12 protein-coding genes are annotated in these 12,763 nt (G+C 65.2%); 6 read left to right on the plus strand and 6 right to left on the minus strand.

Features of this window, described 5'->3' with window-relative positions; all coding sequences use genetic code 11:
- The first annotated feature begins 25 nt into the window (after positions 1-25).
- From ureE to ACZYOF_RS03760, 6 genes are read left to right on the plus strand one after another with little or no spacing between them, the layout of a single operon-like run.
- The gene (gene ureE / locus ACZYOF_RS03735) at positions 26-556 is read left to right on the plus strand and encodes an urease accessory protein UreE (RefSeq protein WP_463714845.1); all 531 of its coding nucleotides are present in this window, start codon (positions 26-28) and stop codon (positions 554-556) included.
- 3 nt (positions 557-559) lie between these two features.
- On the plus strand, positions 560-1,225 hold the full coding sequence (locus ACZYOF_RS03740; protein ID WP_463714846.1) for an urease accessory protein UreF: 666 nt from the start codon (positions 560-562) through the stop codon (positions 1,223-1,225).
- A 12-nt stretch (positions 1,226-1,237) separates the two neighbouring features.
- Positions 1,238-1,933 carry an urease subunit gamma gene (locus tag ACZYOF_RS03745; RefSeq protein ID WP_130578424.1) on the plus strand — a complete coding sequence of 232 codons (696 nt, stop codon included), beginning with the start codon at positions 1,238-1,240 and terminating at the stop codon, positions 1,931-1,933.
- 2 nt (positions 1,934-1,935) lie between these two features.
- The gene (gene ureC, locus ACZYOF_RS03750; RefSeq protein WP_463714847.1) at positions 1,936-3,645 is read left to right on the plus strand and encodes an urease subunit alpha; all 1,710 of its coding nucleotides are present in this window, start codon (positions 1,936-1,938) and stop codon (positions 3,643-3,645) included.
- 4 nt (positions 3,646-3,649) lie between these two features.
- Entirely contained in the window at positions 3,650-4,306 is a 657-nt protein-coding gene (gene ureG / locus ACZYOF_RS03755) for an urease accessory protein UreG (RefSeq protein WP_463714848.1), read from the plus strand.
- Positions 4,272-5,120, plus strand: coding sequence for an urease accessory protein UreD (locus ACZYOF_RS03760; RefSeq protein WP_463714849.1), 849 nt, complete (start codon positions 4,272-4,274; stop codon positions 5,118-5,120). The genes ureG and ACZYOF_RS03760 overlap by 35 nt, the downstream gene beginning before the upstream one ends.
- Before the next feature lie 2 nt (positions 5,121-5,122).
- On the opposite strand, the gene ACZYOF_RS03765 is transcribed toward ACZYOF_RS03760, so the two are convergent.
- From ACZYOF_RS03765 to ACZYOF_RS03790, 6 genes are all read right to left on the minus strand, one after another.
- Positions 5,123-7,441, minus strand: a complete 2,319-nt coding sequence (locus ACZYOF_RS03765) for a nitric oxide reductase activation protein NorD (RefSeq protein WP_463714850.1) — start codon at positions 7,439-7,441, stop codon at positions 5,123-5,125.
- Positions 7,438-8,238, minus strand: a complete 801-nt coding sequence (locus ACZYOF_RS03770) for a CbbQ/NirQ/NorQ/GpvN family protein (protein ID WP_130578420.1) — start codon at positions 8,236-8,238, stop codon at positions 7,438-7,440. The genes ACZYOF_RS03765 and ACZYOF_RS03770 overlap by 4 nt, the downstream gene beginning before the upstream one ends.
- 244 nt (positions 8,239-8,482) lie before the next feature.
- Positions 8,483-9,781, minus strand: coding sequence for a type III glutamate--ammonia ligase (gene glnT, locus ACZYOF_RS03775; RefSeq protein WP_282526994.1), 1,299 nt, complete (start codon positions 9,779-9,781; stop codon positions 8,483-8,485).
- 25 nt (positions 9,782-9,806) lie between these two features.
- Entirely contained in the window at positions 9,807-11,138 is a 1,332-nt protein-coding gene (locus ACZYOF_RS03780) for an FMN-binding glutamate synthase family protein (RefSeq protein WP_130578418.1), read from the minus strand.
- 9 nt (positions 11,139-11,147) lie between these two features.
- Positions 11,148-11,834 (minus strand): protein glxC, encoded by a 687-nt coding sequence (locus tag ACZYOF_RS03785; RefSeq protein ID WP_463714851.1) that lies wholly within the window; start codon positions 11,832-11,834, stop codon positions 11,148-11,150.
- Complete coding sequence (locus tag ACZYOF_RS03790; protein WP_463714852.1) at positions 11,834-12,730, minus strand: class II glutamine amidotransferase; 897 nt, start codon at positions 12,728-12,730, stop codon at positions 11,834-11,836. Before ACZYOF_RS03790 ends, ACZYOF_RS03785 begins: the two co-directional genes overlap by 1 nt.
- Positions 12,731-12,763: the final 33 nt, after the last annotated feature.

Below are 12,763 nucleotides of genomic sequence, written 5' to 3' on the forward strand. Positions count from 1 at the left end.
AGCACGATGTGGGAAGGAGACTGCGATGCTGCGCATCGAACGCGTGCTCGGTAGCCGGCTGGAGCCGGAATTGTCCGAGGAGCTGCATCGGCTCGAGCACAGCGGCGCAGTCGATATCGTCAACGTGCCCGTGGCGGATCTGGCACGGCGGCGGCTGTTGATCACCACCCGCGGCGGCGTCGAGCTTGCGATCGCACTGCCGCGCCACCAGAAACTGTTCGATGGCGCGGTGCTCGTGCTGGAGAACGACCGCGCGATCGTCGTGCGGGCGGCGACCGAACGCTGGCTGAAGCTCGAGCCGCGCTCGATCGCCGATGCGATCGAGCTCGGTTATCACGTCGGCAATCTGCATTGGCGTGTGCGCTTCGGCGGCGAGGTGCTGTTCGTGGCGCTCGAAGGCCGACCGGAGGATTACATCGCGCGATTGGAGGACATGGTCGCCTCGCGCCGTGTGGGCATCAGCGTGCTAGACGAGGAGGAAGACGTGCCGGATCATGCGGCATCGGAGGACGGCCACGATGGGCATCACGTCAACCACCACGATCGAAGTCATTAAACGATGCTGTCGACCTTGCGCGCGCTATGGCAGGCGGATGGGGCGTTTCCCAGCGGCTCCTTCGCCTTCTCCTGTGGGATCGAGGGCATCGTCGCCCTGCGCCACGGGCTGGACGCGCGCGAATTGAAACGGCTGGTAGCGGCGGCGCTGAAGCATCGCTGGGCCAGCTATGACCGGGTCGCGCTGTTGCGCGCCTTCCGCTGCAATGGCGATCTCGCCGTCATCGCCGCTGTCGATCGCGAGGTGGAGGCCTCGACGCTGGTCGAGAGCCTGCGTGTAGGCTCGCGCCGCAACGGAGCGTCGTTTTTGGCGTCGCATGCCCGGATCGGCAACGATCTTGCGGCCATCCTGCGCGATGTAGTGCGCTCCGGCGAATGCCTCGGCCATATCGCGGTTATGCAGGGCGCGGTGTGGTCCTCGGTCGGGCTCGACGAAAACCTGGCGCAATTGACCTCCGGCTACACCGTCGCCTCGGGCCTGATCACCGCCGCCATCCGGCTTGGCGCGGTCGGTGCGCTGCAGGGGCAGAAGGTGCTGGCTGATTGCCTGCCGCTGATCGAGCAGCTCACGATGAACGAAACGCCGCTCGAGCTCGAAAGCTTTGCGCCCTTCCTCGACGTCGCCGCGGCGCGCCACGCGCAGGCCGACCTGCGGCTGTTCGCCAATTGAGAGTGAGATAGCATGCTGCTGACGCCCACGGAGCTGGAACGGTTGACGATCTTCAATGCCGCGGAACTGGCGCGCCGCCGCCGCGCGCGGGGACTGAAGCTGAACTATCCCGAAGCGGTCGCGATCATCACCGACGAGATCCTCGAAGGCGCGCGTGACGGCCGCTCGGTTGCCGACCTCATCGGTTATGGCTCTACGATCCTCTCCACCGACGACGTGCTGCCCGGCATTGCCGCGATGATGCATATCATCCAGGTCGAATGCGTCTTCGGCGATGGCACCAAGCTGGTCACGGTGCATGAGCCGATCCGCCCTCCGCCGGGTGCTGCCGCCGATGTCGAGCATCCAGGCGTGATCACCGTACGGGACGGCCAGCTCGAACTCAATGCCGGCCGGCGCAAGGTCAAGCTGGCCGCGGTCAACACCGGCGACCGTCCGATCCAGATCGGCTCGCATTTCCATTTCTTCGAGGTCAACAAGGCGCTCGAATTCGACCGCGCCGCCGCCTTCAACATGCGGCTCGACATTCCCGCCGGCACGGCCGTACGCTTCGAGCCCGGCGCGTCCAAGGAAGTGTCGCTGGTCGAATTCGGCGGACGCCGCGAACTGACCGGGCTCAACAACCTCACCGACGGCCTCGGCACCGATCCGGCCGTGCGGGACGCCGCGCTGGCGCGAGCCAAAGCACGCGACTTCAGGGGGGCATAACCGTGGCAATGATCGACCGGCGCGATTACGCCGCACTTTATGGGCCGACCACCGGCGACTCCGTCCGCCTTGGTGACACCTCGCTGATGGCCGTGGTCGAGAAGGATTACGCCGTCTATGGCGATGAGTGCCTGCACGGCGGCGGCAAGACCTTGCGCGACGGCATCGGCATGGCCGGCATCACCTCGGCCGAAGGTGCGCTCGACTTCCTGCTCTGCAATGTCGTGGTGATCGATCCCGTGATCGGCATCGTCAAGGGCGATCTCGGCATCAGGAACGGGCGCATCGTCGGCATCGGCAAGGCCGGCAATCCAGCGATCATGGACGGCGTCGATCCTCGGCTGATCGTTTCGACCGGCACCACCGTGCGCGATTGCGAGGGCCTGATCGCAACGCCCGGCGCGATCGATGTCCACGTCCATTTCGACAGCGCCGGCCTGGTCGAGCATGCGCTTGCCAGCGGCATCACCACCATGATCGGCGGCTCGCTCGGACCGATCACGGTCGGCATCGATTCCGGCGGCCCCTTCAATACCGGCAAGATGCTGCAGGCCGCCGAAGCGTGGCCGATGAATTTCGGCTTCCTCGGCCGCGGCAACTCGCATCGCGTGCCGCCGATGGTCGAGCAGCTCGAGACCGGCGTCATGGGATTGAAGCTGCACGAGGACTGGGGCTCGATGCCGGCCGCGATCGACACCTGCCTCCGCGTCGCGGACGAATACGATTTCCAGGTCCAGATCCACACCGATACGCTGAACGAATCCGGCTTCGTCGAGAACACGCTGGAAGCGATCGGCGGCCGCACCATTCACATGTATCACACCGAGGGCGCCGGCGGCGGCCACGCGCCCGATATTATCCGTGTCGCCGGCGAGATGCACTGCCTGCCGTCATCGACCAATCCGACCAATCCGTTCACGGTCAACACCTTCGACGAACATCTCGACATGACCATGGTATGCCACCACCTCAATCCGGCGATTCCGGAGGATGTGGCGTTCGCGGAAAGCCGGATCCGCGCGCAGACCATTGCGGCCGAGGACGTGCTGCACGACATCGGCGCGATCTCGATGCTCGGCTCCGACAGCCAGGGCATGGGCCGCATCCACGAGGTGATCTGCCGCACCTGGCAGCTCGCCTCGAAGATGAAGGACCAGCGCGGCACGCTGGCGGAAGATCGCGAAGGCTTTGGTGACAACGCGCGCATTCGGCGCTATGTCGCAAAATACACCATCAATGCCGCGAGGACATTTGGCATCGCCGACCACGTCGGCTCGCTGCAGGACGGCAAGCTTGCGGACATCGTGGTCTGGCGCCCTGCATTCTTCGGCATCAAGCCTGAACTGGTGATCAAGGGCGGCTTCATTGCGTGGGGCGCGATGGGAGACAGCGCGGCCTCGCTGATGACCTGCGAGCCGATGCTGATGCGCCCGCAGTGGGGCGCGTTCGGCCGCGCGCCGGCGGCGCTGTCGGCCTGCTTCGTGCATCCGCTCGCGCTGGAGCGCGATCTCGCCGGCTCCCTCGGCCTGTCGAAGACACTGCTGCCGGTGAAGGGGACGCGCAAGCTCTCCAAGCGCGACATGCTTTGGAACGATCTCTGCCCGAAGATCTCCGTCGACCCTGAAACCTTCGACGTCTTCGTCGACCGCGCGCTTGCGACCTGTGAGCCGGCACGCGAATTGCCGCTGGCGCGGCGCTATATGCTGAGGTGATGCGATGCTCGACAAGCTGCGCCCTGCAGAGCGCACCGCAACCCACGCCAATCCTGCTGCGGCCCGTGTCGGCATCGGCGGTCCCGTCGGCTGCGGCAAGACCGCGCTGATCGAGGCGCTGATCCCGGTCCTGCAGCGCCGCGGTATCGATTTTGCCGTGGTGACGAACGATCTCGTGACCAAGGAGGATGCCGAGCGATTGCGCCGTTCCGGCCTGATCGATCCGGCGCGCGTCTCCGCGGTCGAGGCCGGTGCCTGTCCGCACACGGTGATCCGCGAGGACCCGACGCTCAACATCGCCGCCGGCGACGATCTGGAAGCGCGGTTTCCCGGGCTTGAGCTGATCCTGTTCGAATCCGGCGGCGACAATCTCGCCTCGACCTTCTCGCGCGACCTGGTCGATTGGTGGATGTTCGTGATCGATGTCGCCGGCGGCGACGACATTCCGCGCAAGAAGGGGCCGGGCCTGCTCCGCTGCGACCTCCTCGTCGTCAACAAGGTCGATCTTGCGCCATATGTGGGTGTCGAGCTCGAACCGATGCTAGCAGAGGCGGTCCGGGTGAGGGGCGGACGGCCGGTGCTTGCGACCAACGCGCGCGCCGGTGCCGGTATAGAGGCGGTTGCCGATGCGATCTCTGCCGCTGTCCTCTTCCGCATTTGACTCCGGCCGCAGCGCCGAAGCGCATCTCGCCGCGGACCTTGCCGGCGGCCGCACCGTGCTGCGGCGCCAGCATGTCGGCTATCCCTTTCACGTCACCCGCGGCTTCTATCTGGACGCGGCGCGGCCTGAGCTGCTCACGCTTTATCTGCAGTCGGCCTCCGGCGGGCTCTATGCCGGCGACCGCCTCAAGCTCGATGTGGACGTTGCCGCCAATGCCGCGTTTCACCTGACGACGCAGGCGTCCACCGTCGTGCATGACGGACGCGAGGCCGGCACGCTGCAGCAGCAATCCATCACAGTCGGTCCGGGCGCGTTCTGCGCGATCGCGAGCGATCCCTGTGTGCTGTTTCCCGGCGCCGATCTGTGCCTCGACACCATCGCGACGGTGGCGGAGGATGCGGTGCTGTTCCTGGCCGACGGATTTGCCGTTCACGACCCGCGGCAGGCGGGACGGCCGTTCGCATCGTTCTCCAGCCGGCTGCGCATCCTGCGTCCCGACGGCCGCGTTCTGCTGCTCGATCGCGGATCTATCCGGGGCAATGAGGCGCGCGCCGGCTCGCTCGGCGACATGGCGGCCGCTGCGAGCGTCGTGCTGATCGCTCCGCCGGACAAATTGCCCGATGTTGGAACCCTCGGCCAGATCGTTGATGGCTGCGGTTGCCTGTCGGGTGCTTCGCCTACGCCGAACCAAGCTGGACTCGTGATGCGGATATTGGCGCCGGACGGCGGCACGCTCGCGCGGGGGCTCGAAGCGGCGTTCCATGTCGCCGGACGCGCGGCGCTCGGCTCCGATCTCGTGCGCCGGCGCAAGTAGGCTCAGCGCCGCGCCAGGCGGAAATAGAGTTCGGACAGTCGCCCCGGCAAATCCTCGATCCGGTGCACCATCATCGTGTTGCCGCGCCCGAAGATCCGCGACGCCGCCTGGATGCCGGCCTTGCCGAGCACCACGCCGTAGGCATCGACGCCGGCGTTCTTCAGGCCGAGCGCAGCGCGGCGCGCATCCTCGACCAGGTCGAGCGGATCGGACACGTCGATATCGGACGGCTCGCCGTCGGTCAGCACGATCACCAGCTTGCGGCCGGAATTGGTCTTGCCGATCACCTTTCCCGCATGACGCAGCGCGGTGCCGAGCCGCGTCGACAGTCCCGATCTCAGCCCGGCGAGCCGGGCCACGCAGCTCCGGTCATACGGCTCCTCGAAGGATTTTACCGTGGTCATCCTGACGTCGTCGCGTCCGTCCGAGGCGAACGCCTTGAGGCTGAAGGGATCGCCGAGCCTTCCCATCGCCTCCGCCAGCACCGCAACCGCCAGGCGCTCGACATCTAGAATGGTCGCGCCGGAGGCGAGCCGGTCTCGCGTCGACTCCGAGACATCGATCAATAGCAGCGCCGCGAGATCGCGATGAACTGATGTCGACGAGCGGAACACGCGCGGATCCGGCTCCTGCCCGATGCGCAGCGCGATGCCGGCGTCGAGCGCGGCGTCGATATCGATGTCGTGGCCCCTATGCTGCCGGTTAAGACGAATGGTGCGGCCGATCCGTACCCCGCGCACCAGTCGTCCGATCCGGCTGCGCAGCGCCTCTGCATGGTCGAGCGCGGCTTCGATCAGGCGCGGATCGCCGACGTACGCCGCCACCTCGCGCACAATGGTCCATTCGGGGCGTTCGATGCCATGCGCGCGGTCCCATTCCGGATATTTTGCGATGATGGTGCCGCGCTCGTCCGGCGCCACCGGCCGGCCGCGTCCGAGCGTTTCACCTTGTTGGTCTGGTTCGTTGCCGTTGCCATCAGGCGCTTCCTGCCGCTCCATCCGCACTGCATCGACCGGCAGTTCCATCACCTCGCCTGAGGGAGGAGCGTTCTCGCCGAAGTCCCATAGTCCCAGGCCGTCGTCGCGATAGACAGGCTCGACGACGTAGGTCTTGACGTTGAACTGCACCCGCATCTGGCCGAGGTCGTTGCCCAGCAGCATGCCGATCTCGCGGCTGATGGCGGGGTCGTCGATGCGAGGCAAGGCCGCCTGAAACATTGCGCGGCCCTTGGCGACAAAGCTGTCGTCATCGACATAGGCGGGATCGAACAGCGCGCGCGCCAGCCGTGCCAGCAAGGTCGGTGCCGCCACCACACCCGACGGCGTCGCCACGTGATAGGGCGCCCACAGCCGCCGCAGGCCCGGCAATTGCCGCATCGCCAGCGTCTCGATACGGGCGTCCTCGATCAGATTGACGAGTGCGATCTGCAGCGGCTTCAGCGTGCCGACCGGAAACAGCCCGTTGCCCAGCACGAGATGCGCCTGCGCATGCGCCGCCGCGGCGCGGAACAGCGCTCGCGCCGCATCGCCCTGCACGCCGCGAAAGGTTTCCGGCAAGCGGATCAAGGGGCCGGCAATCGAGGTCCGCCGCTGCGGCGCCTGGCTGTTGTGGGCGGCAAGGCTGCGCAGCAAAGGCGGCTTGCCCCAGAGCGCAGTGATGAACGCCTTCAGCTCGATCTCGGTTTCCAGGAATGTCACGCTGCCGATATCGCGCGCGATCATGCGGCGCGCGAGCTCGTCCTCGAGGTGGAAGAATGCCAGCCGTCGCGCCTTGTTGCCGGATGCCAATTTCAGTCCGGCCGCGACGAAATTCTCGAAGGCATCGATCGTGCCGGGGGCGAGAATTGCGGCGATGTTGTCTGCGGTCGGCGCAACCGATTCCGGCGCCTGCTGCGCCAGCAGATCCATCACCCGCCACCATCGCGCCAAAGCCGGGCCGCTGCCGAAGAGGCGCGAGGCAATCGGCAGCGCCTTCAGCGCGGCGGTCGCAGCCTGCGCGCCGGCGTTTCGGCAGATGTCGGCCGCAATCTGGCCCGCTACCAAAAGCGGTGCGATTTCCCGATGGTCACCTGTGTTCTTGCTCGCCTCCCAATAGGCGATCAGGCAGGCGGGCCCGGCATTGACATGCGCGAGCGTCAGCACGGCGCCGGCCCAGGCTTCGAGCTCGTTCACACCGAAACGCTGCGAGAGATCGTCCCAGGCTATCAGGAACATCGGCCGCAGCGTCTCGCGTTGGAGCATCAAACGATGGATCCGGCGCGTCGCGCTGTCCTCCTCGTCGGGAGGCACCAGCTGCAGCGTGACCTGCTTGGCTGCGTTCACGGCAGGCAGGCCTGGATGGCGTCGCTGAGCGCCGCGCGGATGTCAGGGTTATCGGTGATCGGCAGCACGATGGAGGATTGCACGGCGACGTCGAGCGGCAAGCCTGCGCGCACCATCCGCCCGGCATGGATCAGCATGCGGGTGGAAGCGCCCTCGTCGAGGCCGTGGCCCTGCAGATTGCGCGAGCGCTGCGCGATCGCGACCAGGATGCCGGCAAGCTCGTCATCGGTGCCGCACTCGCGGACGATGATGGCGGCTTCCGTGGTCGGCGGCGGATAGGAGAAATCGATCGCGACGAAGCGCTGCTTGGTCGATTCCTTCAGATCCTTGACCGCGCTCTGGTAGCCCGGATTGTAGGAGATCGTGAGCTGGAAATCGCCGTGCGCCGGCACGATCTCGTTGTGCTTCTCCAGCGGCAGGATGCGGCGCGCGTCGGTAAGCGGATGGATCACTACGGTGGTGTCCTGCCGCGCCTCGACGATCTCGTCGAGGTAGCAGATCGCGCCGTGGCGCACCCCGAGCGTCAGCGGCCCGTCGTGCCACACGGTTCCCTGCGGCTCCAGCAGGTAACGCCCTGCGAGATCGGCGGCAGTCATGTCCTCATGCGCTGCCACCGTGATCAGCGGCTTGCCGAGCCGCCAGGCCATGTGCTCGACGAAGCGGGTCTTGCCGCAGCCGGTCGGTCCCTTCAGCATCACCGGCAGGCGCTCGGCATAGGCGGCCTGAAAGGTCTCGATCTCATGGCCGAGCGGCTGGTAGTAGGGCTCGTCGGCGATCCGGTAGGCGTCGAGATTCATGAAACATCCTCCGTGCATGACGAAGGATTGATGCCGCGAGGCCGAGCGCCACCGTCCCTCCGTGAATGGGATTGGCAGTCGTTGCCTTGGAACACGCTGCAGCATCGAAGCGTGCGAACAGGCGAATAGCGCCTTAATCAATTACAGCCCGAAAGGCCGGACAAAACAAGTGGATTCGAGCGGATCGGCCAGATCTCCATGGGCATGTACTGCACCTGAGCGGCAGGCGAACGACGGATCCATGTCAGCAATCCAACGTGGTCTCGCGCTCCCATTGCGTGAGGTGTCGTGAAAAGTCGTTCCACTCCTGGTGCTTCAGCTTCAGATAGGCCGGCACGTATTCGCCGAGGCTGTCGCTCAATAGTCTGGAGCCTTCCAGTGCTCGTAGGGCATCGAGCAGGTTGAGCGGGAGTTTCTTGACGTCCTGCACCAGATGGCCGTCAGTGTACATGTTGATGTCGAGGCGCCTGCCGGGGTCGCGGTTGCTCTGGATGCCATCGAGCCCGGCGGCCAGGATGGCGGCCTGCATGGCATAGGGATTGGCCGCGCCGTCAGCGAGGCGCAGTTCGAACCGTCCCGCTTCAGGTATTCGGATCATGTGCGTCCGGTTGTTGCCCGAGAAGGTGACCGTGTTCGGGCTCCAGGTTGCCCCGGACAGCGTGCGCGGCGCGTTGATCCGCTTGTAGGAGTTCACCGTCGGATTGAGAATGGCCGCCAGCGCGTCGGCAGAATGAATGATGCCGCCGATAAAGGCGTATCCGATCGATGAAATGCCGAGCTCGCCCTTTTCGTCTTCAAAGAGATTCCTGTTGCCCTTCCACAGCGAGACGTGGACGTGACAGCCGTTGCCCGTAAGGCCGGAGAACGGCTTCGGCATGAAAGTCGCGCGAAGCTGATGCTTCTCGGCAATCGACTTCACCATGTATTTGAAAAAGGCGTGGCGGTCGGCGGTAACCAACGCATCGCTATAGTCCCAGTTCATCTCGAACTGGCCGTTCGCGTCCTCGTGGTCGTTCTGGTAGGGATTCCAGCCCAGTTGGAGCATGCCGTCGCAGATTTCGCTGATCACCTCGTAGCGCCGCATCAGCGCCGACTGATCGTAGCAGGGCTTGGCCTGACGATCGGAGATGTCGCCGATGTTCTCCCCGTCCGGCGAGATCAGGAAGAATTCGCATTCGACGCCGCTCTTGAGCTGAAAGCCGCGGTCGGCCGCCGTTGCGATCAGTCTCTTCAGCATATTGCGTGGCGCCTGCTCGACCAGCTTGCCGCCCATCCATGGATCGGCGGCTAGCCAGCCGACCTCCGGCTTCCAGGGAAGTTGAATCAGGCTGTCCGGATCGGGAATGGCAAGGATATCCGGATCGGCCGGCGTCATGTCGAGCCAGGTGGCGAAGCCGGCGAAACCGGCGCCGTTCCTCGCCATGCCTCCGATCGCTTCGGCCGGAACAAGCTTGGCACGCTGGGTGCCCAGCAGATCGGTGTAGGAAATCAGGAAGTACTTGATCTTCCGTTCTTTGGCGGCTTCAGCAAGATCGATCGACATGGTGCCTCTTCATCAGCGGTAAGTGTCAGTATCGGTCCCGGCCAGGAGTCCAATTGGTGCCGACGAGCGGAACGCGCGCGATCGCAGCCGCTTCGACGGTGAGTGCGACAAGGTCTTCAGGTTCGAGATTGTGGACGTGGTTCTTGCCGCAGGCGCGTGCGATTGTCTGCGTTTCCAGCGTAAGAACGGACAGGAAGTTGGCAAGCCGCCGCCCCGCGACGACCGGATCGAGGCGCTTTGCAAGCTCCGGATCCTGCGTGGTGATGCCCGCCGGATCCAATCCCTCATGCCAGTCGTCATAGGCGCCGGCCGTCGTGCCGAGCTTGTTGTATTCGCTTTCGAGCGCCGGGTTATTGTCGCCCAGCGCGATCAGCGCCGCCGTGCCGATCGCGACCGCGTCGGCTCCGAGGGCGAGCGCCTTGGCGACGTCGGCGCCGTTGCGAATGCCGCCGGAGATGATCAACTGCACCTTGCGGTGCATGCCCAGTTCCTGGAGCGCCTCCACCGCGGGGCGCACCGCCGCCAGCGTCGGAATACCGACGTTCTCGATGAAGACCTCCTGCGTGGCGGCCGTTCCGCCCTGCATGCCGTCGATCACGACGACATCCGCACCGGCCTTCACGGCCAGGGCCGTGTCGTAATACGGGCGGCTCGCCCCAACCTTCACGTAGATCGGCTTCTCCCAATCGGTGATTTCGCGCAGTTCCTCGATCTTGATCTCGAGGTCATCGGGGCCGGTCCAGTCGGGGTGACGGGAGGCGGAACGCTGATCGATGCCTTCCGGCAGCGTGCGCATCTCGGCCACGCGCCTGGAGATCTTCTGTCCCAGCAGCATGCCGCCGCCGCCAGGCTTGGCGCCCTGGCCGACCACGATCTCGATGGCATCGGCGCGGCGCAGATCGTCGGGGTTCATTCCGTAGCGTGAAGGGAGATATTGGTAGACGAGGAGCGACGAATGAGCGCGCTCCTCGTTGGTCATGCCGCCGTCGCCGGTCGTCGTGCTGGTTCCGACCGCGCTGGCACCGCGGCCGAGCGCTTCCTTTGCCGTGCTCGACAATGCGCCGAAGCTCATGCCGGCAATGGTGACGGGCGTCTTGAGGTGGATCGGCTTTTTCGCAAAGCGAGAGCCGAGCACGACGTCGGTGCCACACTTTTCGCGATAACCCTCCAACGGATAGCGCGATATGGAGGCGCCGAGAAACAGCAGGTCGTCGAAATGCGGTACCCGTCGCTTGGCGCCGCCGCCGCGGATGTCATAGATGCCGGTGGCCGCGGCGCGCTGAATCTCAGAAATCGTGTAGCGGTCGAAGGTTGCTGAGAAGCGCGGTTCCGTTCTTATCGGTTTTGGGGCTGCCATCGTCTGCCGTCAGTAGGATGCAATGTTGTCGATGTGGAAGTTGTAGAGACGGCGTGCCGACCCATACATGCGAAACTCGTCGAGGTTGGCGTCTTCGACGCCGGCCCGGTGGAGCAGTGCGGCGAGGCGGGCCTTGTCCTCCTTCGCCATCGGCTTTTCGATACAGTCGGCGCCGAGACTCTTCACCTTTCCCCGCACGAAGATGGTCGCTTCGTAGATGGAATCGCCGAGGGCCTCTCCGGCATCGCCGAAGACGACGAGGTTGCCGGCCTGGGCCATGAAAGCGCTCATGGCGCCGATCGAACCCTTGACGATGATGTCGATGCCCTTCATCGAGATTCCGCAGCGTGCGGCTGCGTCACCATCGACGATCAGCAGTCCGCCGTGACCGGTGGCGCCGGCGGATTGGCTCGCATCGCCCATCACATGAACGACGCCCGACATCATGTTCTCTGCGACGCCCGTTCCGGCATTGCCGTGAATGCGGATCGACGCCTGCTTGTTCATACCGCCGCAGTAATAGCCGACATGTCCGTTGATATCGATTTCGACGGGTGCATCGACGCCCGTTCCGATCGCATGCTTGCCGTTGGAGTTGCTGACTTCCCACAGGGTCTCGTTGGTATCAGGTACGAGACGGTGCAGCGCCGCGTTGAGTTCTCGGACTGTTTGCCGCTCCAGATCGATCACGGGCATTATCGACGTTCCCAAGCGTAGACGGTCGCCGGTTCGGGCTCGAAGACGCGGGCGTTCTCGATGCCTGGCAACACCGAGAGGGCGCGAAACTCGGAGCCAAATGCGACATAGTCATCGGACTCGGCAAGGATGGCCGGTTTGCAGGCGATCGGATCGCGGAGCACGGCGAAGCCGTCGCGGGTACCGACGACGAAGGTGAAGAAGCCGTCGAGTGCGACAAGGCTGGACGTCAACGCCTGCTTGAGGCTGTCGCCTTCGCGCATCCGCCACGTCAGATAGCCCGCGGCCACCTCGGAATCGTTCTCGGTCTCGAAGACGAAACCTTCGCGCTTGAGGCCGCGCCGGACCGCGTTGTGGTTGGAGAGCGAACCATTGTGGACGAGGCACTGGTCGGCGCCCGTCGAGAAGGGGTGAGCGCCATTAGTGGTGACCGCCGATTCAGTCGCCATGCGCGTATGGCCGATGCCGTGGGTGCCTTGCATCGCGGGCAGCGAGAACTGGTCGGCGACGCGCTCCGGCAGGCCGACCTCCTTGTAGATCTCCATCCGGGAGCCGGCGCTGACGAGATGTATCTCGGGATGATGCTCGCGCAGCCAGGCCAGGGCCTGCGCCTGTTGCTCACGGGGTATCGTCAAGACGACATGATTGGAGCGCCGCACCAGATCGACCGGCGCTTTCAGCACCGCGCCGAGCGTCCTCGCCAGATCGCGGTCCACGGCCGCGTCGGCGGCGCGCAGCGTCAGCTTGATGAGATCGTCGGCCCCTGCGCCATAGATCGCTATGCCTGCGCTGTCCGGACCGCGGGCCGACATCGTCGCGAGCATGCGCGAAAGGTGTTCGCCCAGCTCCGGCTGAAGCTGTTCGTTCTTGAGAAACAATCCGACAATGCCGCACATGCGCTGCTCCCTGACTTGGAGAGCAAATGTAGC

This window comes from Bradyrhizobium sp. LeoA1Lang (assembly GCF_055413685.1).